Raw genomic sequence first — 21,594 nt, forward strand, 5'->3', positions numbered from 1 at the left:
GCTTGAAGATACGAAAGGATACAAGATCAAGCGCATGACCGTAAAGCCCGACCAGAAACTCTCCCTCCAGCTCCACCACCACCGGAGCGAGCACTGGGTTGTCGTGAGCGGTACGGCAGAGATCGAACTCAACGGAGAAACGACACTACTCCGGCAGGGAGAGAGCACGTTTGTGCGGAGCGGGATCCGGCACCGGCTCAGGAACCCCGGCGTCATCCCTCTCGAAGTCATCGAGGTTCAGCTCGGAGAATATCTCGAAGAGGATGATATAGTCCGGTACCAGGACGATTACGGGAGAAAGTAAGGATCACTTCCTCAGTACCGGAGGCCGGAACCGGTGCCCGTCCCCGGCAACCAGACACTTTTTCCCGAATCCGATCAGATCGCTCCTCCCCGCCATGCGGAGCCCTTCGAGCACGAGGTTTCGGTTCCCCGGTTCCCGGTACTGCATCATCGCCCGCTGGATCTTTTTTTCCTGCCCTTTTGGCACATATACCGGCTCGAGGGTAAACGGATTGAGACCGGTGTAGTACATGCACGTGGACACGCTCATGGGTGTCGGCGTGAAGTCCTGCACCTGCTCGGTGTAGAGCTGGCGGTCACGGATGTATTCCGCGAGCTCGATCATGTCAGCGATTGTGCAGCCCGGATGGCCGGACATGAAGTAAGGGACAAGGTACTGGCGTTTTGGTTTTCCTTTCTGGAGCGTCTCGAACCGGTCGCGGAACCGGTCGAAAACCGCACCGACTGGCTTGTTCATCGCGGCAGTGACCTTTGGGCAGATATGCTCCGGGGCGACCTTGAGATGGCCGGAGACGTGACGGTCGCAGAGATCCTCCAGGTACCGGGAACCTGGATCATCGGCGAGGACAAGATCGTACCGGATGCCTGAGCCGACGAACACTTTTTTCACACCCGGCACCTCGCTGACCCTTTTGAGGAGCTCGGTGAGCTGACGGTGACTTGTTTTGAGGGTCTTGCACGCCGGTGAACAGGATTTGTCCGGGCAGGCGCCCGCCTTCTCCCACCGTCCGCATTCCATCGCGTACATGTTTGCCGTAGGGCCGCCCACATCCTGGACGATGCCTTTGAACTCCGGCATCGCGGCCATCCGGTTCACCTCGCGGACAATGGATTCTATGCTCCGGTTCTGGATGATCCGTCCCTGGTGGTGGGTGAGGGCGCAGAACGAGCAGCCCCCGAAACACCCCCGGTGGCTCACGACCGAGAACTGCACCGGTTCAAGCGCCGGGACCGGTTTCCGGTACGAGGGGTGGGCCCGGCGAGAGAAGGGCAATTCGTAGATGTGGTCGAGCTCGGCCGTAGAGAGAGGCTGGGCCGGGGGGATCTGGACGATCACCGTCTTTGGGTGTGGCTGGACGACCGGTTTCCCCCGGACCGGGTCCTGTTCGCGATAGTGGAGGGCAAACGCCCGGGCGTACGCGGCCTTGTCCGAACTAACTTCGGTAAAAACGGGGATCTCAACAACCCCTTCCGGCCGGGCGGTACGCCATTCGGCAACTTCCATCGCATACGCCGTTCCCCGGATATCCCGCAGCGACCGGGTAGGTTCTCCCGCGCCCAGCCGCCGGGCGATCTCAACCATCTGCCGCTCCCCCATGCCATAGACAAGAAGGGTCGCCGGGGCATCGGCGAGGATCGACTGGCGCACCCGGTCCTGCCAGTAATCGTAGTGAGCAAACCGGCGCAGGCTCGCCTCGATGCCCCCGATGACAACCGGGACATCGGGATATGCCCCGTGCACCCGGTTTGCGTACACGATGGTCGCCCGGTCCGGGCGCCGGGGCACCCCGCCGGGCGAGTACACATCGGAACTCCGTCGTTTCAGGTTCGGCGTGAGGTTGTTCACCATCGAGTCGACATTACCGGACGAGATGCCAAAAAAGAGCCGTGGTTTTCCCAGAGCCGTAACGTCCAGATCGATCTTCCAGTCCGGCTGGGCAATAATGCCAACGGAAAATCCCGCATCCCAGAGGACCCGGCCGATAAGTGCCGTACCAAAGGAGGGGTGGTCGACATACGCATCGCCCGTGACAAGGATGATATCAAAACGGTCAATACCAAGGGCCGCTCCCTCATCACGGGAGAGGGGAAGAAACGGGGGTTGGGGGTTCATAAAAACCGGGGATGTGCGAGGCTCATATCCGTGGCCGCCGGGTCAGGTCGCGGATAATCTCGGCAAGCCCCCCTTGAGTGTCATCTTCTTTTGTTGCCGTCTCTTCCTCTTTGGGCACGGGTTCTTCTGTCGGTGCGCTTGCCTTTGGAGCACCCGGGGACTGCCCGAGATCTCCGTCATCGTTTTTGTGGAACGGCAGGGACACCTGGGTTTTCTCATCGAACTGGCGGCTGATGTCTAGCCCGGTAAATTCAAGAACAATCGCCTCAGCGACGATGTAGGTGATGGCCTTTTCCCTCAGGCACCCGGTCAGAGCGTATCCGGCCCGGCCGACCGATGCATGGTAGTGGATTGCAGGACCATCTTCCCCCGGACAGATAGTGCCAAGCCCTACCATCTCCCAGCCGCCTTCAAACATGACAAAATGCGGATCCGGGGGAAGGATCGCTTCTTCAGGACCTGTCACCATCCTCCCCTGCCGGAGTGCACCGAGAAAAAGGATAGTACCGGTTCGTACGGATTTGATGCGGACGAACTCGTGCATGACAGCTAAAAAATCCTCGCCGTCATCGATCCTGACGACAAACACCCTGCCGAGCCGACCTTCAGAATATTGCATATGAACGCCTTTGTTTATCCGGGTATTCATAGGATTGACGCGGATTTATATCTCTTTTCCTCTTAAAATAAGAAAATCTGCGGTTATTGACCACGCATTTGTACGTGCAGCGGGGACGGCCGCGCAAGCTTGTTTTCCCCGGCGCGGCCAAAACCGAATCCTTAAAAAAACGCAGGTTACTCTCATGTTCAGGGAAGTAAGAGGCGAATACCGGAACAGGGAATTTCTCCCTGTTAAAAAGAGGAGGCTCCCAACAGTATGCCCGGCTTCACCTATGACAAATCCTTTTTCAGAACTCAATTTTCGGCGGGGTCTTGATCTCATCTTCGAACTGGAGGTATTCAAGCTTCGGCAGATGAATCATGTGCCCGATAAACGTTGACGGGATCGTGTCCATCATCGTGTTGAACTCCTGCGAAATGTTGTTGTAAGTATACCGCTGGCGGGCAATCTCTTCCTCAAGGCTCTTGACTGAGTCCATAAGCGAGGTGACGGTCTGGGAGGTCTTTAATTCAGGATAGTTTTCAGCCACGGCAAGCAGGCGCCCGAAGATGGAGCGGGACTCTGCCTCGACCTTGTTCAAGTCACCGGGCCCGGCCGTTGCCACTGCTGCCCGCATGGCGGTGACCCTGGTGAGGGTGTCCTGCTCGAACTTTGCGTAGCTCTTGACCGCGCCGAGCAGCTGCTCGATCATGTCGAGCCGTTTCTTCATCGCGACCCGGATCTGCCCGAGGGTTGCCTCTGATGAATTTTTCAGGGAATAGAACCGGTTATATATCCCGACGGCCCACAGGACAAGCCCGATTATGACAATGACGATAACAGCAAGGATAACCCAGCCAATAATATCTCCAAGCATGGTTTCTCAGTGTACTGATGATCCCGGCACTAAATAATAAATGAGGTTCCCTGAGATTATTGACAGAAAAACTCAGCTAAAATCATTTCTTAAAAAAAGTTTTGGGGGATGTCGCGATCCTATGGGAGTGTAAGGGTTCCGACAACCCGGAGTTTGCCGCCTTCGAGGTAGTTGAGAACGACCTTTGCACCTGGGGGAAAAACCAGATCTTTTTCAAGTGTGAGCGTCAGTTCGGGCATCCTCCAGTCTCCATCCGCGGAAACTTTCGTTACCCGGGATGGCAGGAACTGCATCCAGTGGCCCACATACAGGACCATGTCCTCTTTTAACGGCGCCGGCCAGTACTTGACCAGCTGCGCTTTGCCGGTGATGATCGACGAACTCTTTATTGCGGGGTCATTTGTGAGGACGTAGCCCCGGTCGAGATCTTCAGTCTCGACACCTTTAAGGGCAAGACCGACACGATCCCCGGCAACCGCGATCTCCGCGTCATCCTCGTGCTTCTGGATGGAACGGATCTGTGCGGTTTTTGCGGTGGGGAGCACTTTTAAGGAATCGTGTTTTTTGATGACTCCGTGGGCAACGCATCCAAGGATGACGATCCCGACTCCTTTGACATTGAAATGGTGATCGATCGGGACTGCTCCGTTACCGGCCCCTTCCTTTACCTTCTGGTGGGCAGTCATCTTTGTCGCGAGATCGAGCAGTTTCTCCCGAAGACCGAGCGGGTCGTTCTCGATGACCTCGTAATGTTCAAGGACGGTGCCCTTGATGAGCGGGGCGATCTGGTCGGGGGAGAGATAGTTCTTGAATATGATATACCCGCTCGCTTTGCCGGCGCACTGGAGCATCAGGATAGTCTCCCCGAACGTCGCATTGATCTCCTCAACCACAAGAACCACGCGTTCCGCGAGGGTAATCGCGTAGAACAGGGATGAGAGTTTTTCAGGATACCGGGTGGGCTCAATGAAGGTGACCGTGGATCCGCCTTTTTTGAGGTTATAGAAGGTGATATCGCTTGAGGTGCCTTTCTTTCCCAGATCATCTGCATAGCCGTTCGGGGCCAGAACGGCGACGGTGATATTGGACATGATGGTACGTACTTGGCTTCGAGACAGTATTAGGGTTTACGTACGGAAAACCCAGGGCGTGGGGTACCGGGGTTATTCTGTTTTTTTCTCCCGTTTCCCTGATACTCGATTGAGAAGCATTCTGATGTGGGTATTGGTTGGGTTCACTGCCACATACATGAGGAGGAGATACGCTACGATATCCACGGTAAAAAGAGCCAGCGCAAGATACCACCCGGGCGTTCCGGCAGAACTGGCATAGCTTGTGTTGGTGTACAATGCGCCAAACGATAGAGGGAACTCAATATAGGTGATTGCCTGCGTCACGTACAAGAGAATGATCCCTTGAAGGGAGTCAGCCACAAGAAGGCAGACAAAGGGAGTATACCAGACAACATATTGCGGGCTGTGGTATGCCATGCAGAATACGACTACGAAAATCGATACCGCCATAAGTTTTATCAAGAAGCGGGCATCCTTCTTCGGTTCGATATATGCAATAGCGAGCAGGAAAAGAAGCACCAGCCCCATGAGAATGTACATGAGGAAAGAAACCGTCGAAACTGAGATCCCGAGATTCAGGACATCGTGGAGGTACGCGTACAGCGTATAGGTTGCGGTATTCACATATACATCGGACCTGACGAGACTGCCGGAGATATAGGATATGATAATGCCGGGTTTTATGATCAGGACAGGGACAAAGAGAATCACCGCCACCGGGATCCCGATTTTGAGGATACTGATGATCTCTTGCCGTAGAGAGGTTGACTTGGCATTATAGAACGCCACAAAGGGAAGAGCAATTCCCGGAAATATTTTTGCGAGGGTACCGACAACGATGGAAATGTACCCTCGAATACTCCGGTTGTAGACCGTAAAGAGCACCGCAAGCATCAGGATGCTTGTCGGGAATGCATCATATTTTGTCAAGACAAAATACCCGACAGAGAACGCCGTTGCATAGAGAAATGCGGCAACAAATGCGGTTTTTTCATTATAGAGTTTCAGCCCGATCAGGTAGATGCATATAACGATAATGACATCGCAGATTACCATTAGGAACTGAAACGAGAGGATGAACGCAGCGGCACTGTTGAACAGGATTGCCGGGATAAATGCAAGCAGAATGGGAATGAAGACAAGAGGGGGATAGTCAAAACCAAAGTCTGCATAGGGAACCTGACCCTGCATGATATTGACTGCTCCCTGAAGATAGTACTGGAAATCAAAATAATCAATAAATGAATGAAAAACGGTGATGGTGACAAAAACGATGACAAATTTGGCGATGATGGCAATGATTATGAGATAAAGGAGGTGGCGTTTTACTTCTGCAGTATCAATGCCCTCACAAGAGATGCCGAATAAGGAAAACTCCGACAGTTTTTTCCTTCTGTTCACGCCAGTACCAGACGCCGCATTTGTCCGATCCTGATTTGATTCCTGATTTTTTTTCTTGCTCATAATTCCCCGTCAACACACTACCCAAGATACCAAACAGAGAGGCGATCGGATATGTCGTTCTATCGTACACATCTCGTTTCTTCCCTATAATGATTCTTAACCGGTTCCGGGCATCCAGAGGGGGATGAGAACGTCCGCGAAATAAGTGATGCCGGGAGATGTTCCGCGTGAATTATAAGCGGTGACACCGAAAAAACGGAAATGTTCCTTCCTGAAGTTCCCAGAATTGTTCCGGATCTATCCTTGGAGTTCAGGAGATTGACTTATTCGGATTTTTTCCAGGTCACCCGCCGGTTCACCCAGAAATTCCATGAAAATGCAATCAGGATACCAAGGATATTGGCAACCCTGTAATCAACACCGGTGAAGGCAGCAAGTGCATTAAGAATAACAAAATTTATCGCTGCTCCGCCGATGGATACTACCTGAAAAGAGAGGAGGCGCTCCCACCAGTGTGGCATGGCGTGCTGCTGCCCCGTCCTGAACGTCCAGGTATCGTTTAGGATAAAATTGCTCAGGATCGAAAGTTCTATGGCAATAATGCTTGCAACCGGCAGGCTCAACTGGACATATCCCTTGAGATAGATAAGAATTCCTTCATTGACAATGATGCCCGAGAGTCCCACCGCCCCGAATTTGAACAATTTAACCCATTCCTGCCAGATGATACTCTCGTGGTGGTTCCAAGAGAACCGTGCATTATCGATCACCTGTTCTGCGTACTCGATGATCGTCCGACCACCCAGCTTGCTTGATCCGGTTGCCCGGTCAACAAATTCAAACGGGATCTCCTTTGCCTTCTGCCAGGTACCCTTGCCTAACACTTCGAGCAGGATTTTGTAGCCCCGTGGCCTGAGGGGCGCATGCTCAACGACACTCTTTTTTACTGCAAAAAAGCCGCTGACCGGATCGTGGATTTCCGGGAACAGGAAACGACCAAGGAATGTTGCACCCATCGATATGATGCGCCGCTTAAGCGGCCATTTTTTTATTCCGCCGCCTTCCATGTACCGGCTTCCGATAACGAGATCATTACCGGCGTGGATCCCCTCCAGCATAACCGTTATAAGTGCCGTCGGATGGGAGAGATCCGCATCCATAACAAGAAAAACATCCGATTGTGCCTGACGGAATCCTTCGACAACGGACTGGGAAAGTCCGGGATCCTCTTTCCGGACAATAAGATTGAGATTGGGTTTTGACTTTTTTAAATTTCTGACAATTTCGATGGTCCGATCCGGGGAATTATCATCAACAACAAGAATCTCTCCGTTAATCGCGTTCCGGGAAAGAACCGTATCAACTTCCAAAATGATAGTACCGATGTTCGACTCTTCCTTGAACGTGGGGATAATTATGGTCAGATCGTACATGAAGAAACTCGCAGACTATGGGGAGGTGAAGAGGTAGATTCCGGTATCCTGACCTGCCAAGCGGGTATTATTCTGGAGCCAAGCCAGTGCATCTCCGTCAGGATCTGCGGCGCTGATATCCCCTGTCACGACAAAATACATCGTACTGTTACCCTTTTGGGAGTATATTTTTTCAAGGTCCTGACTCGTAGTGGCCCTGAATTCCCGCGTATCTGCCCTTGTCGATGAGTAATAGTAATCAAGAGGCTGGGATATGTACCCGGGAACCGCCACAACCACATCACCGGGACTGGCCTTTTGCTGGAGTGCTTCAGAAAAACCTCTCCAGTCTTCCTTTGAATACCCTGAATAATACCCGGCAAGGACCGGAGCACTGATCACAAAAAGAACTACAATAAACCCGTACACCACAGCCTTGGTATTCCACAGGGAGTAAACGAGCTGGTAAGATACCGCGATACCGAGGAAAAAGACGATGCTCAAAAAGATAAGGTACCGGGGGAGCATCGGCATCTTGAACGAGAGAATGTAGCTGATAACAAAGGTAAGAACGGTGATCAGCACAAGGAAGATCCCTTTATTTTTCCCGATACGGAATGCCTGGAGTATACCGACGATAAAGAGTGCAACCAGCAGGTACATTGCAATATCGTTCATGCCGGCGACCTGAATGAAGGTTTCAAAAATAATCCCAAGCCCCTGGATCCCGTACGTGGGTGCCGAAGAGGTACGGAGAACGAAGAGCTGGAGGGTGACGATAATCAGAGGGAGCGAAAGGGCAACAAAGACGATAATACCCGCTACCAGCATCGTGAGGTTCGCAAGTTCGCTCCGGATGTGGGGAGCCCATTCAACGAGTGCACAAAGCACCAGGGTCCCGATCATCACCAGTGCATAAAAATGCGCCCAGAAGGCAAGTGCAGAAAAGACTCCAAAAAGCGCCCAGTGGGCCAAGCTGCACGATTTCATGGCCCTGAGGAAAAAGAATGTCGCAAGAGCGATAAAAAAAAGCATCATCATGTAGGCCCGGGCTTCCTGCGAGTAATAGATCAGGAATGGGGAGACGGTACACGCAGCAGCAGCGATAATGCCTGCGTTCCTGTCGAGGAACTCCTTTCCGATCAGGTAAAAGAGTGGGATCGTAAGGACACCGAGAAGAGCCGGGATAAAACGCAGGATGAACTCGTTATTACCGAGCATGAGCATGACGTGTTCGGCCCAGTAAAAGAGTGGCGGGTTAAACTCTCCACTGGCTGTAACTTGCCAGATATCAGCGAATGACTTAATCGAAATGGAATAGGTCGAGGCTTCATCAAGCCAGAGAGAGTTGTACCCGAGATTGTAAAACCGCAGGAAAAAACCGATGATTGTGAGGACAATAAGGGTCTGAATGTACCGGCTCGCAGAAATAAGCGATTTTATATTTTCAATGGAAAGATCGCGGAACGTTTTTATGGGAGAGGCATACCCCCCGTCCAGATCACACTCCCCGGCCACGTTCTGCTTTTTTCCCGCTTCCCGGCCCTCTTTTTTCTTTGCCATCGCACTCACTATCTATTTGTCAAGATTCAGATATAAGTTGCCAGCCTGTCCCTGAAAAAAAGAGCACCGGCATTTTGACAGCAGTGGCAGAACTACCGGTTATGTGGATTTCTTTTCCGGCTGATGTGCATGAACAAGAGAGCATCCCAGTGATTCGAGGAGCCCGTTTTTATTTGTCACTACCCGTGACGCCTGTTCGAGCATAAGGTTCACCCGTTCATGACTCCCATTCATCCTGAAATCTGTCCTGAGTGCAATGACCGGTTTTTTAAGCGCTGCGGCATAGCCCATCTCCCATGCAGTCCCGGAATCTGCGTCAGCCCCGTCAATGATCGCGACCAGGATATCCGCATCTCGGATCGCTCTCCTGTTGTGGTTGTAAATCCGCATATGCTCATTTTTATCCCTTACGGCATGGTCGTCCCCGGCATCCTGAGGGAGAGATACCTCATAATAATGAGCACGGAGCAGCTCTGCAATGACGGTATTGTAGGAACGCTCCGCTTCCGAAAAGAGCGGGGCGGCAAGGTAGATCCGGTATTTCGAGAACACGGCGACATCCTGCGCCGGGATATCGGGAAACTTTGCATAAAATACTCCCCGGTTTTCACGTAAGGCCGGTTTGTCGCCTTCGGCCCCGTAATACGTGCTCGTAACGCCGCATGTAGGTGACGAGTTCACGCCAAGGATACAGAGTGGCGATCCCCGTTCTTCGATAATTTTGTTCACGTTCGCGCACAATCCCTCCAGAAGCGTGGCAAACTCTGGGGTATTGAGCCGTTCAAGGTACGTGCCCGGCTTCCGGTCCGGGCCGAGATACTGGGTCTCGGGGCACGGAAGAGGAACAACATCTATCCCGAACTTTTTGCAGCGCCCGATGGACCGGGCGAACAATGCAATATCAGAGGGATGCGTGATACCTTTTGCACGCAGGGAGGGGTTGAGAATGCAGGGAGAACAAAGGACGTACATTATTACAGTGTGTGCACGCACACAATAATCAATGATTCCGCTTGTTGCCTACCGGGACAACAGCTGCGATCCCCGCAAGTGCACGGTAAAGAAACTGGAGCGGGCCGGCTTTTTGAGGATCGTTAAAAAAATTTCGCAGATCCCAAGAAACACCCTGCTGCTCGACCCAACCGCCGAGCAGGCGCTCTCTCCTGCAGACAAGTACGTAAAATCCATTACCGCTCTTGACTGCTCTTGGGAAGTGCTCGATACTGGCGCGGTCAGCTCGTGGAGGATCCGGCGGGCTCTTCCTTTCCTGATGGCGGCAAACCCGGTCAATTTTGGCAAACCCTGCAAGCTCACCTCTATCGAAGCGCTTGCCGCATCGCTCTATATTCTCGGGGAGCAGGAACGGGCGGCACAGATTCTCGGCTGCGTCAGCTGGGGCATCCGGTTTTTAGAGGTCAACAAAGAACCGCTGGAGTTGTACGTCACGGCAAAAGACAGCACCGAAGTCGTGAAGTTTCAGGCGCTGTTTTTGTAAAAGGACGATAAGTTCTTGTAATCTTCCCGTACCCAATCGATCCCGCATTTTTTAACGATTTTCTTCCAGGTTAAACCAGATACTACCATCGGTAAAGGGATAAAAAACCAGAACAAGCAACCTTTATCTCATCTCGCTCATACAGTTTCGGTATATGATCAAGGTTGCCATCAACGGGTACGGTACCATCGGAAAGCGTGTCGCCGATGCGGTTGCAGCCCAGAAGGACATGAAAGTAATCGGCGTCTCAAAGACCCGCCCGAACGCCGAGGCATTTATCGCAAAGCAGCGGGGATATCCTCTCTACATCGCGGATCTCTCAAAAAAGGCGGCATTTGAAAAAGCAGGCCTTAAAGTTGCCGGTTCGGTCGAGGACATGTGCAGGGCAGCCGATGTGATCGTGGATGCGACTCCCGGCGATGTCGGTGCGACCAACAAGCCGCTCTACGAAAAACTCGGGAAAAAGGCACTCTGGCAGGGCGGCGAAGAGCACGAGGTTGCCGGTTTTTCCTTCAACTCGTCCTGCAACTTCAAGGACGCCATCGGCCGGCAGTTCGTCCGGGTAGTCTCGTGCAACACCACCGGCCTCTGCCGGATCATTCACGAAGTCGACAAGGCATTTGGCGTCGAACACGTCCACGCGATCATGGTGCGCAGGGGATCCGACCCCGGCGAGATCAAAAAAGGACCGATCGATGCCGTTGTTCTCGACCCAGTGACGGTCCCGAGCCACCACGGCCCCGATGTGCAGACTGTGCTCCCACACATCTCGATCACGACCATGGCGATGATCGTCCCGACCACGATGATGCACATGCACGCGATCCGGATCACGACCAAAAAAGACGTGAACCGCGAGAAAGTGATCGAGCTTATCAATACTCACCCCCGCCTGGGTCTCGTGAAAAAGACGGCGGCGATAAAAAGTACCGCGGAACTCAAGGAATTTGCGATGGACCTCGGCAGGCAGCGTGCGGATCTTTACGAGAACTGCATCTTCGAGGACTCCATCTACGCCAACAAAAACGAGCTATGCTTCTTCCAGGCCATCCACCAAGAGGCGGATGTCGTCGTTGAGAACGTGGACGCGATCCGTGCGATGACTGGCATTTGTAAGGATGCAGCAACCTCCATAAAACTTACCAACGACGCTCTCGGGTTTACTCCCATCCAGAATAACCATTAACTTCCTTCATCACCCATTATTTTTAATGGACACATTCGAACGGGTTACCCGGAACACCGTTGAAATCGTCACCGAAGACGAACTCCGCGCCCTCCTTGCCAAACCTGTAAAGAAGGTATACGCAGGGTACGAGCCAAGCGGCGAGATTCACCTTGGCCACCTTGTCACGGTAAACAAACTTGTCGATCTCCAGGCCGCAGGCTTTGAGGTCACGGTCCTCTTGGCCGACCTGCACGCGTTCCTCAACCGGAAAGGGACCATGGAAAAGGTCGGGGAGCTTGCCGAATACAACCGCCGCTGTTTTGAGGGGCTCGGCCTCAAGAACGTAAAATATGTGCTTGGCTCGGATCTCCAGCTCAACCGGGACTACGAACTCCTCGTCCACCAGCTCTCCCAACAGATCACCCTTGCCCGGGCGACCCGGAGCATGGACGAAGTCGGCCGGCAGATGGACCACCCGACCGTCTCGCAGATGGTCTACCCGATCATGCAAATGGCCGACATCGCGATGCTCGGCGTTGACGCTGCAGTGGGCGGGATCGACCAGCGGAAGATCCACATGCTCGCCCGGGAGCACCTTCCAAACTTCAAATTCCCCTCTCCGGTCTGTATCCACACGCCAATCCTAAACGGCCTTGACGGGAAGAAGATGTCCTCGTCGCAGGGCAACTACATCTCGGTCGCCGACAGCGAGGATGAGATCAGGAAGAAGTGCCAGAAGGCGTTCTGCCCACCGGAGATCGCGGAGAACCCGATCCTCCAGATCTTCCAGCACCATATCTTCCCCCGCCTTCCGGAGATCACCATAAAGCGGCCGGAAAAATTCGGGGGCGACCGGACATTTACCGGTTATGCGGAGCTCGAAGCTGCCTATGGCAAGGCTGAGATTCACCCGCTCGACCTCAAGAAAGCCTGCGGCGAGGGGCTGGTCGAAATCCTTGCACCGGTGCGCGACTATATACGCTAGGGCAAAAAGATACGTGTCTGAAATAGCCGGGGATGACACGTGAGCATCGAACAGCAGGAAGAAGCATTCGACCAGCGCCTTGCTGAGATGGGTATCCGTATAAAAGATGCGAATACCTTAAAAGTCAGCGAGAATGTTTTTGACGAGGTCACCCTCCTTGCTCTTTACAAGCTCGTCCACAAGAAATGGCTCTCCGCGATTGGCGGCTCCATCAGCACCGGGAAAGAGGCCAATGTTTTTTTGGGCGAACGAGAGGATCTGGCAGTTGCCATAAAGATCTACCGGATCCAGTCGGCGAATTTCACCACCATGAGTTCCTACGTTACGGGAGACCGCCGGTTCTCCCATGTAAAAAAGTCCAAAAAGGAGCTCATCTTTGCATGGACAAGAAAGGAGTTCTCCAATCTTGCCCGGGCAAAAGAGGCAGGACTTCCTGTTCCCGAGCCGCTGGTGTGGGACCGGAACATCCTCATCATGTCCTTCCTTGGGGAAGGGGAATGCCCGTATCCCCAGCTGCGGAGTGCAGAGATCGACAGGCCTGGACAAGTCTACGAGAACATTATGACGATGATCGACACGCTGTATAATAAGGCAGAACTGGTGCATGGTGACTTAAGCGAGTTCAATATATTGTATAGTGATCAACCTTATCTCATCGATATGGGGCAGTCGGTCACCCGCGACCATCCGCGTGCACTCCAGTTCCTGATGCGGGACATCCGCAATATGAACAGGTTCTTTAAGAAGAAGGGCTGCGAAGTAAAAACAGAATATGAGATCTTCAACGCGGTGACCGGTCTCAACGTTTCACAACCATGACACACATCAGCATCATCTCCAGAAAGAACGGTATAACCTGCGATAAGAATGCCGGGCAGCCAGCCGGAAAGGTGACACAACCATGATACAGGAATTAAAAGTTGCAACAAGCAGGGTAGGCGTCCTCATCGGGAAGGGCGGGGCGACAAAAAAAGAGCTCGAATCAAAGACCCACACAGCCATTTCCATCGACAGCAAGGAGGGGCTTGTAAAAGTCGAAGGGGCAGAGGAGAACGCAATTTCGCTCCTTCGTGCGGTCGAGATCATCAACGCCATCAACGCCGGGTTCTCACCCGAGCGTGCCTTCGAGATGATCGAAGATGAGGATCTCCTGCTCGATATCATCGATCTCTCCAGAGCGACCGACAACCCCAAGCAGCTCGACCGGCTTCGCGGCCGGATCATCGGGAAAGACGGCCGGGCCCGCGAACAGATCGAGAACATGACCGATGTGGATCTCTCGGTCTTTGGTCACACTGTTGCCCTCATCGGCTACCCTGAACAGATGAAGGTCGCCCGGGCGGCGATCGACATGCTCATCGAAGGCGTCCCCCACGAGAACGTCTTTGCATTCCTCGACAAGAAGAAAAAAGAGGCCAAGCAGGACATGATCAGTTATTACTACTAAATCACTTCCGCCTCCCGCACCTCCTCTTTTTTATGCAGTCCGCTAAAACGGTACCGGATAACAACCTGACAGCCGGTCCGGAAACCCATATGCGATCCGGCACGGGATCCTGCGGGGAAACACCGCCTACCAGGTATAATCCGCAAAAATCAATTCATCCGACAATAAAGGATAACAGGCAGTTTCACAAAACGCGACACCGATGGGAATCTCCATGAAGATACAGGATCTTGCCATACCCGAACCCCTCAGACAACAGTACCTCGGGCTTGGCATCCTTGAACTCTACCCGCCGCAGGCCACCTGTGTCGAGAAAGGGCTCCTTAAGGGTAAAAATCTCCTTGTTGCAATCCCGACGGCAAGCGGAAAGACGCTGATCGCGGAGATGGCGATGCACTGCCATATCGCCAGAGGTGGGAAGTGTCTCTATATCGTCCCGCTCAAAGCCCTTGCCTCGGAAAAATACGAGGAGTTTGGCAACAAGGGTGTGAGGGTCGGCATTTCCACCGGGGATCTTGACCGGCGCGACGATGCCCTTGGTAAAAACGATATCATTGTCGCAACGAGCGAGAAGGTGGATTCGCTCCTGAGGAACGGCGCACGCTGGATTCCTGAGATCACGCTCATCGTAGTGGATGAGGTTCACCTGATCGATTCCCCGGACCGGGGCCCGACGCTCGAGATGGTGATCGCAAAGATGCGGTACCGGAATCCCGGCATGCAGATTATCGGCCTCTCGGCAACCATTGGCAACCCGAAGATGCTTGCCGGCTGGCTGGACGCGGAACTGGTCACGAGCTCGTGGCGGCCGGTGGATCTGCGTCAGGGCGTCTTTTTCAACAACCGGATCCAGTTCGAGGAGGGAACCCGGGAGATCAGGCAGGTTTCAAAGAACTATGATGATCTCAATCTCTGCCTCGACACCATTGCCGAGGGAGGACAGTGCCTTGTCTTTGTCTCGTCGCGCCGGAACGCCGAGGCATTTGCAAAGCGGGCGGCGGCAGCGATAAAAAGCGAGGACCCGGCGCTTGCCGGATGCGCAGACCGGCTTCTCGCCGCTGCCCAGACCGAGATGGTAAAGACCCTTGCCGCATGCGTGGCAAAAGGTGCGGCATTCCACCATGCGGGCTTAAGCCGGAACGAACGTTCCATCGTGGAAGAGGCTTTCCGCAAAGGCTGGATCAAGTGTATCTCCTCCACGCCGACCCTTGCTGCGGGCCTTAACCTTCCGGCACGGCGGGTTGTCATCCGCGACTATCTCCGGTTTTCAGCCGGCGAGGGGATGCAGCCGATCCCGGTCAGCGAGTACCGGCAGATGGCAGGGAGGGCCGGCCGGCCCCGCCTCGACCCGTACGGCGAGGCCGTATTGATTGCAAAAGAGGCTGAGCAGGTACCGGAACTTTTCGAATGTTATATCGATGCACCAGCTGACGATCTCCATTCACGGATCGCCGAGCCGACGGCACTCTACACGCACGTCCTTTCCCTTGTGGCCTCGGGTTTTGCGAAGACTCGCGACGAGCTCTCCGAGTTCATGAACCGCTCGTTTTACGTCCACGAGCACAGGCAGGGCCGGCTCATGCACCGGGCAGTGGATGCCGCGCTTGAGTTTTTGATTTCCGCAGAGATGGTCCTTGAGGTCGGGGAGCACCTAGGAGCCACCGAACTCGGCACCCTTGTCTCGCGGATGTACATAGATCCGAGAAGTGCTTCGCAGATCGTTACGACCCTGCGGGAGAAAGATGCATACGCGGATCTCGGCCTTGTCCAGCTCATCTGCAGTACGCCCGACATGCCCAAACTCTATGCCAGGAATTCCGATCTTGACGCGCTCTCCCGCATGATAGAAGACAAGGCAGGTGAACTCTGGCTCCCGTTGCCAAAAGACGAGGATGAGGCCGAAGGGTATTACCGCGCAGTAAAAACCGCGATGCTTCTCTCGGACTGGACCGATGAACTCCCGGAAGAGAAGATCTGCGAGCGGTATGCGGTCGGACCGGGCGACATTTACGGGATGGTCGAAAGTATCAACTGGCTGCTGCACGCGACATCCCAGCTGGCAAGATTGTTTGCCCCGAAATTCTACCCGCAGATTAACGAATGCGAGATTTGCATGAAGAATGGGACCCGGCGCGAGCTGCTCCCGCTTATCCGGCTCCGGGGCATCGGCCGCGTCCGTGCACGGCGTCTCTTCAATAATGGAATGACATCACCGGAAGAGATCAAAAAACATCCACGTGAGGAGATCGCACGGATCCTCGGGCAGGGTATAACGGATCAGATTTTTGAACAGTTAGAGCCAAAGAACAGGAGTACGGATACAACAAGCGTGACCGGGGAGAGACCTGCCGGCCAGTCCACGCTGTTCCGTTTCGGGTGAGCCATGGACCCTTTACCTTTGTCCTGCGAGATACGGTATGCCGAGATGACGATCCAGGATCGGGCAGCTGTTCTTGAGATGCTGCGGAAAATTGCCAGACATTATGCCGCAAACATCGTCTGTTTTGATGCGGAAAAACTGGCTGGCCGGGCGCACGCAGAGGCCGCACTCCGGCATGCGCACCGGTCATTCGGACAGGGTAGTATGATCTCCAACTCATTTGAGATGGAGGCGCTGCTCTACGCCGCGGGGACCCGGCAGTGTAGCGCGGCCGTCTCATTTGGTCTCCACGAAGGCAGAAACTACCTGTTCGTCTGCTGCTGCCCGGCACCGGCGGGCATCTGGAAAGACCTTACCCTCCACATGCAGTTTAATAGTGATCCTGACGAGAACATATCCCCGCAGAAAGCCGCTCGGCTTGCAGCCCTCTTCGATATAACACCAGAAGAGATTGAAGCAACGGGTCAGAATCGCATCCGGGATCTGGTACTGGAACGGGTGGCGCTGCTGGAAGTCAGTAAATAATAGACGCGTCCCCAACGGTGACCTGCCAGGATCCTGCAACAGGACTCAAAATTTACAACCCCTCTCTCACCAGGAACTCCTGTCAAATGCTGCCCGATGCCTCCATCGATCGCCACCCTATGCGATCTGTGATAAGTACCCCCCTTGTTAAATGATCGTATTCATGACAGGAACTGATCTGCACGTACTAAAAAAGGAGATTCGCCTTTACAGGTATTCACAATATTTAGACCTTGAAGCAGGCAGTTTATCTGGGAGTCTTTTCTTTTTCGGAACTGAAATCCAAAAAAAATGAGTTATTTGTTTGCATGGGAAAGGATGTGTGGGATTTCCGGAACGATGAGTGTTTTTGTGGCATGTGTCACCGCTGGGGTGGACCCTGGAATACAGAAGACCACCCTGCCACGAATCGTGCCAGCAATTGCCCGGGAGAGCATGGCGGAGGTCCCGATCTCTTCATAACTTTTCATCCGGAAGAGCTCCCCAAAGCCATCGATCTTCTTTTCAAGGAGGGGGGCGATCGCCTCAATCGTACAGTCATCATGTGTCAGACCGGTACCACCATCGATGATGATGCAGTTGCAGGTTTTAAGAGCCTGGTACAGCTCGAGCCGGATGGCTTCGATCTGGTCTGGAACTACTGAGTAATACCCAACGGAGATCTTTGCTTCAGTCAGGATTTCCTGAATAGTCTTACCGCTGGTGTCCGTTTCTTTGGTTCTTGTTGTGGAGACCGTGATTATCGCACCGGTTATTGGGATGGGTTGAACGTGTTCCTGCTTCATAGCGATAAAGATCATGGTTATTGCTCGTTAATAGATGCATAAGATCCATAATTTCCTGCCCTCTCTTAACCTCATTTTATGAGAATGGAGCTCCCCCTTTACTTCCACTGGAGATGTAATTCTTTACAGTCACCGGATTTGCATTTAACCTGACCCCGTGATCAAAGTAAGCCGGGGAACAAGGTCAGCTCGATGAAGGCAGACACCTCATTGGTTGCGGTTCTTTCATCTGATTGGCTGGTGCTATTGATTGTAGTATAAGTCAAATTGTGCCTTTAAAGGATTACTTTTGGATACAGTTTGTATTCATAAAATTACAGTTTTGTATACCAACTTTTGTTTCGAGAAACTTCTACAAACACATTTCGAATATCTTAAATAGATCAAAAGGTGAATTTAGAATGACTATTCTCTTTTAAAATCTAAAAATATATCAGTATCTCTCTCGGGGTTCCATACGAAATCAAGGGGTGTCCCTGTGCATCTCCATTTGCGGGAGGGAACCAGATTATTCTTACAAACACGTTCTTTCCATGCAGTTCATAAAAAACAAAAATAGAATTTTTTAAATTTTTGTTTAAAGGGATTAAACAACAATCACAGCGTTTTACATGAAATTTCCACAGGAAGCGATGGGGTTTATAAAGGAAACAAACCACGTGCTTTTTTAATCTTGTCCGGCTAAGACTCAGCTCCACGTGTCACCATGCCAGAACCCGAAGATCCATCAACAGGACTATTTATAAAATACCTTTCCAATAACCGGATATTCCGTGACCGGGAAGTGCTTCGGCACTCCTACCGGCCGCAGATCCTCCCCCACCGGCAGCCTCAGATCGATACCGTTGCCTCGATTCTTGCCCCCTCCCTCCGAAATGAAACCCCATCCAACATTCTTATTTACGGGAAAACGGGAACCGGGAAGACCGCAAGTGTACGGTACGTCGGTTCGGAACTCGAAAAGGCCAGTAGCACGATGGGTACCACCTGCCGTATTGTCCACCTCAATTGCGAAGTGATTGATACTCAGTACCGGGTGCTTGCCCAGATCGCCAAGTGTATCGATGGTTTTGAAGAAGCATCAAGCGACAAGACCCGCCTCCACATCCCGATGACCGGGTGGCCCACGGACCAGGTGTACTCAGAGCTCAAAAACCAGCTTGACACCGGTGGCGGTGTGCTGGTGATCGTGCTCGACGAAATCGACAAGCTGGTCAAGAAGAGCGGTGACGACACCCTGTACAACCTGACCCGGATCAACTCCGATCTCAAGAACTCCAAGGTGAGTATCATCGGGATTTCGAACGATCTCAGCTTCAAGGACTTCCTAGACCCCCGGGTTCTCTCCTCGCTTTCGGAAGAGGAGATCGTCTTTCCACCATATAACGCCCCGCAGCTGGTTGATATCCTGACCCAGCGCGCTGCCGGCGCATTTATTGATGGTGCGATTGCGGAAGGGGTGATCCCGCTCTGCTCAGCGCTTGCAGCACAGGAACACGGGGACGCCCGCCGGGCCCTGGATCTCCTCCGGATCTCGGGGGAACTTGCTGACCGGGATGAGTCAAAGCAGGTAACTGAGGAGCACGTAAAACAGGCGCAGGCGAAGATCGAGACCGACAGTATGATCGAGTGTATTGCGACGCTCCCCACCCAGAGCAAGCTGATCCTCTTTTCCATGCTGACGCTCGAACAGCTGGGCCAGAACACCTTCACGAGTGGGGAGGTCTCGCGCATCTACCAGGATATCGCGCCGCACATCCAGCTCGATATCCTCACCCACCGCCGGATCACGGATCTCATCTCAGAGCTCAACATGCTGGGCGTGATCAATACCCGTGTCGTGAGCCGGGGCCGGTACGGGCGCACGAAGGAGATGTGGTTCGATGCAAATACCGTCAAGATCCGCGAAGTCGTGCTCAAGGACCCACGGCTGAACGGGATAAAAGATCTCGATATAAATCAGATGGAAACCAAATGGTTAAAAACGTGGTTCAGGTGAAATGTGATGGATGACAAGGATCTTGAACTCCTCCGGATTCTTGAGGAGAACAGCCGGCTGTCTGCGCAGGAAATCGGATCGATGACCAACCTTATCCCGGCCGAAGTGGAAGCACGGATTCATGCCCTTGAGGAGACTCAGATAATCCGCAAGTACACAACGGTCATCAACTGGGAGAAGGCGGGCAATAGCGAGGTGTCGGCCATCATCGAGCTGAAAGTGAGCCCGGAACGGGACTTCGGGTACGACAGGATTGCCGAGCGTCTCTCCCGGTTCAAACAGGTGCGGACCCTCCGCCTGATCACCGGTACATACGATCTCCAAGTGATGGTGAGCGGGAAGAATATGCAGGAGGTTTCCCGGTTTGTCTCGGAGCATGTCGCCCCGATGGACCGGATTCGCGAGACGGCGACGCATATCGTCATGAAGTCCTACAAGGAGAATGGCAATACACTCTTTGAGCAGCAGGAGACCGAACGCCTTCCCTACTCTTTCTAAAGGTGAGATGATTGAGAACATTTGTCTCTGAACGTGCCCGGGAGATACCGCCATCCGGAATCCGGAAATTTTTCGATCTGGTTCTCACCATGGATGACGTGATCTCCCTTGGTGTCGGCGAGCCTGATTTCAGGACCCCGTGGAACATCTGCGAGTCCGGCATATACGCCATCGAACAGGGCGTGACCTCCTATACCTCGAACCGGGGACTTCAGACCCTCCGCGATGCACTTTCTGCCCACCTCGCGAGCCGGTACCAGCTCAAGTACTCGGCGAATGATGAGATGATCATCACCACCGGCGTTTCCGAGGCGCTTGATATCGCGATCCGCGCCGTCGTCAACCCCGGTGACGAAGTCCTGATCGCCGAGCCCAGTTACGTCTCCTATGCACCCTGCGTCAGGCTTGCGGGCGGGATACCAGTTCCCGTTGAGTGTTCTGAAAAGGACCATTTCCGGCTCAACCCGGACAAACTCCAGGAAAAGATCACGGATAAGTCAAAGGCCCTGATCATCAACTTCCCCAACAACCCGACAGGCGCCATTATGAAAAAGGAGGATCTCGAACCCATCGCGGATATCGTCACTGACCGGGATCTCCTGCTCATCAGCGACGAGGTCTATTCGGAGCTCACGTATGAATCCTCCCACACTGCTGCGGCAACGGTGAAGGATCTCTGGCAGAGGACCATCACCCTTAACGGATTCTCCAAGGCGTACGCGATGACCGGGTGGAGGGTGGGTTTTCTCTGTGCGCCACAGGAGATCTGTGATGCCGCGCTCAAGATCCACCAGTACGTCATGCTCTGCGCCCCGGTGATGGGACAGGTCGGGGCGCTCGAAGCGCTCCGCTCTGCGGAGGATGAGAAGGCAAGCATGGTCAACGAGTACCGGCTCAGGCGTAACATGTTTGTTTCCGGTCTCAACAAGATCAGTCTCTCCTGTCATGTTCCAGAGGGTGCATTCTATGCCTTCCCCTCGGTGAAAGGGACCGGGCTTTCCGATGTGGAGTTTGCAGAACGGCTTCTCAAGGAACAGCGGGTAGCCGTGGTACCGGGCAGCGTCTTTGGCAGTGGCGGGGACTACCATCTCCGTTGCGCCTACGCGGTCTCAAGAAAAGAGCTCGCTGAATCCCTTGGCCGGATGGAAACCTTCGTTAACGGTCTGTAGCTTTGGAAGAAGGCCGGGAGTTCCTGCCCGGCAGTTCCCGGTTTGTGCGATCCGGGGATGTTCCACCCGTTCACTG

Annotated in this window: 20 protein-coding genes; 11 read left to right on the plus strand and 9 right to left on the minus strand. The window is 53.4% G+C overall.

Features of this window, described 5'->3' with window-relative positions:
- Window positions 1-304: phosphomannose isomerase type II C-terminal cupin domain (locus tag WCE46_RS09525; protein WP_424733472.1), on the plus strand; the 304-nt coding region annotated here is incomplete at its 5' end.
- A gap of 3 nt (window positions 305-307) precedes the next feature.
- On the opposite strand, the gene WCE46_RS09530 is transcribed toward WCE46_RS09525, so the two are convergent.
- From WCE46_RS09530 to WCE46_RS09565, 8 genes are all read right to left on the minus strand, one after another.
- Window positions 308-2,137, minus strand: coding sequence for a YgiQ family radical SAM protein (locus WCE46_RS09530; protein ID WP_424733473.1), 1,830 nt, complete (start codon window positions 2,135-2,137; stop codon window positions 308-310).
- Between the two features lie 22 nt (window positions 2,138-2,159).
- The gene (locus WCE46_RS09535; protein ID WP_424733474.1) at window positions 2,160-2,756 is read right to left on the minus strand and encodes a PPC domain-containing DNA-binding protein; all 597 of its coding nucleotides are present in this window, start codon (window positions 2,754-2,756) and stop codon (window positions 2,160-2,162) included.
- 289 nt (window positions 2,757-3,045) lie between these two features.
- Window positions 3,046-3,615 carry a LemA family protein gene (locus WCE46_RS09540; RefSeq protein ID WP_424733475.1) on the minus strand — a complete coding sequence of 190 codons (570 nt, stop codon included), beginning with the start codon at window positions 3,613-3,615 and terminating at the stop codon, window positions 3,046-3,048.
- A gap of 119 nt (window positions 3,616-3,734) precedes the next feature.
- Window positions 3,735-4,706: an EF-Tu/IF-2/RF-3 family GTPase gene (locus tag WCE46_RS09545; RefSeq protein WP_424733476.1), complete on the minus strand. Its 972-nt coding sequence runs from the start codon at window positions 4,704-4,706 to the stop codon at window positions 3,735-3,737.
- A gap of 72 nt (window positions 4,707-4,778) precedes the next feature.
- Entirely contained in the window at window positions 4,779-6,089 is a 1,311-nt protein-coding gene (locus WCE46_RS09550; protein ID WP_424733477.1) for a hypothetical protein, read from the minus strand.
- Window positions 6,090-6,415: 326 nt separating this feature from the next.
- A complete protein-coding gene (locus WCE46_RS09555) occupies window positions 6,416-7,525 on the minus strand; it encodes a glycosyltransferase (protein ID WP_424733478.1) in 1,110 nt (369 codons plus the stop codon).
- A gap of 15 nt (window positions 7,526-7,540) precedes the next feature.
- A complete protein-coding gene (locus WCE46_RS09560) occupies window positions 7,541-9,067 on the minus strand; it encodes a glycosyltransferase family 39 protein (RefSeq protein ID WP_424733479.1) in 1,527 nt (508 codons plus the stop codon).
- 99 nt (window positions 9,068-9,166) lie between these two features.
- A complete protein-coding gene (locus WCE46_RS09565) occupies window positions 9,167-10,039 on the minus strand; it encodes a nucleoside 2-deoxyribosyltransferase (protein ID WP_424733480.1) in 873 nt (290 codons plus the stop codon).
- Between the two features lie 31 nt (window positions 10,040-10,070).
- Here WCE46_RS09565 and WCE46_RS09570 point away from each other — a divergent pair, with 31 nt between their 5' ends.
- From WCE46_RS09570 to cgi121, 7 genes are all read left to right on the plus strand, one after another.
- Window positions 10,071-10,562, plus strand: a complete 492-nt coding sequence (locus tag WCE46_RS09570) for a DUF367 family protein (protein ID WP_424733481.1) — start codon at window positions 10,071-10,073, stop codon at window positions 10,560-10,562.
- Between the two features lie 154 nt (window positions 10,563-10,716).
- Window positions 10,717-11,748, plus strand: a complete 1,032-nt coding sequence (locus tag WCE46_RS09575) for a type II glyceraldehyde-3-phosphate dehydrogenase (RefSeq protein ID WP_424733482.1) — start codon at window positions 10,717-10,719, stop codon at window positions 11,746-11,748.
- A 25-nt stretch (window positions 11,749-11,773) separates the two neighbouring features.
- Complete coding sequence (locus WCE46_RS09580) at window positions 11,774-12,715, plus strand: tyrosine--tRNA ligase (protein WP_424733483.1); 942 nt, start codon at window positions 11,774-11,776, stop codon at window positions 12,713-12,715.
- A 39-nt stretch (window positions 12,716-12,754) separates the two neighbouring features.
- Window positions 12,755-13,534: a serine protein kinase RIO gene (locus WCE46_RS09585; RefSeq protein WP_424733484.1), complete on the plus strand. Its 780-nt coding sequence runs from the start codon at window positions 12,755-12,757 to the stop codon at window positions 13,532-13,534.
- Between the two features lie 82 nt (window positions 13,535-13,616).
- On the plus strand, window positions 13,617-14,162 hold the full coding sequence (locus WCE46_RS09590; protein WP_424733486.1) for a KH domain-containing protein: 546 nt from the start codon (window positions 13,617-13,619) through the stop codon (window positions 14,160-14,162).
- Between the two features lie 214 nt (window positions 14,163-14,376).
- Window positions 14,377-16,542 (plus strand): ATP-dependent DNA helicase, encoded by a 2,166-nt coding sequence (locus WCE46_RS09595; protein WP_424733487.1) that lies wholly within the window; start codon window positions 14,377-14,379, stop codon window positions 16,540-16,542.
- 3 nt (window positions 16,543-16,545) lie between these two features.
- Complete coding sequence (gene cgi121, locus WCE46_RS09600) at window positions 16,546-17,067, plus strand: KEOPS complex subunit Cgi121 (protein ID WP_424733488.1); 522 nt, start codon at window positions 16,546-16,548, stop codon at window positions 17,065-17,067.
- A 296-nt stretch (window positions 17,068-17,363) separates the two neighbouring features.
- Here the strand turns inward: cgi121 and WCE46_RS09605 are convergent, their stop codons facing one another.
- Window positions 17,364-17,867: a MogA/MoaB family molybdenum cofactor biosynthesis protein gene (locus tag WCE46_RS09605; protein WP_424733490.1), complete on the minus strand. Its 504-nt coding sequence runs from the start codon at window positions 17,865-17,867 to the stop codon at window positions 17,364-17,366.
- A gap of 691 nt (window positions 17,868-18,558) precedes the next feature.
- Between WCE46_RS09605 and WCE46_RS09610 the strand changes: the two genes are divergently transcribed.
- The 3 genes from WCE46_RS09610 to WCE46_RS09620 are packed head-to-tail and all read left to right on the plus strand — an operon-like array spanning window position 18,559 to window position 21,518.
- On the plus strand, window positions 18,559-19,851 hold the full coding sequence (locus WCE46_RS09610) for an ORC1-type DNA replication protein (RefSeq protein WP_424733491.1): 1,293 nt from the start codon (window positions 18,559-18,561) through the stop codon (window positions 19,849-19,851).
- 6 nt (window positions 19,852-19,857) lie between these two features.
- Window positions 19,858-20,349 (plus strand): Lrp/AsnC family transcriptional regulator, encoded by a 492-nt coding sequence (locus tag WCE46_RS09615; RefSeq protein ID WP_424733492.1) that lies wholly within the window; start codon window positions 19,858-19,860, stop codon window positions 20,347-20,349.
- An 11-nt stretch (window positions 20,350-20,360) separates the two neighbouring features.
- Window positions 20,361-21,518, plus strand: a complete 1,158-nt coding sequence (locus tag WCE46_RS09620; protein ID WP_424733493.1) for an aminotransferase class I/II-fold pyridoxal phosphate-dependent enzyme — start codon at window positions 20,361-20,363, stop codon at window positions 21,516-21,518.
- Window positions 21,519-21,594 lie beyond the last annotated feature (76 nt).

It is taken from the genome of Methanoregula sp., assembly GCF_049690535.1.
Classification (GTDB): domain Archaea; phylum Halobacteriota; class Methanomicrobia; order Methanomicrobiales; family Methanospirillaceae; genus Methanoregula.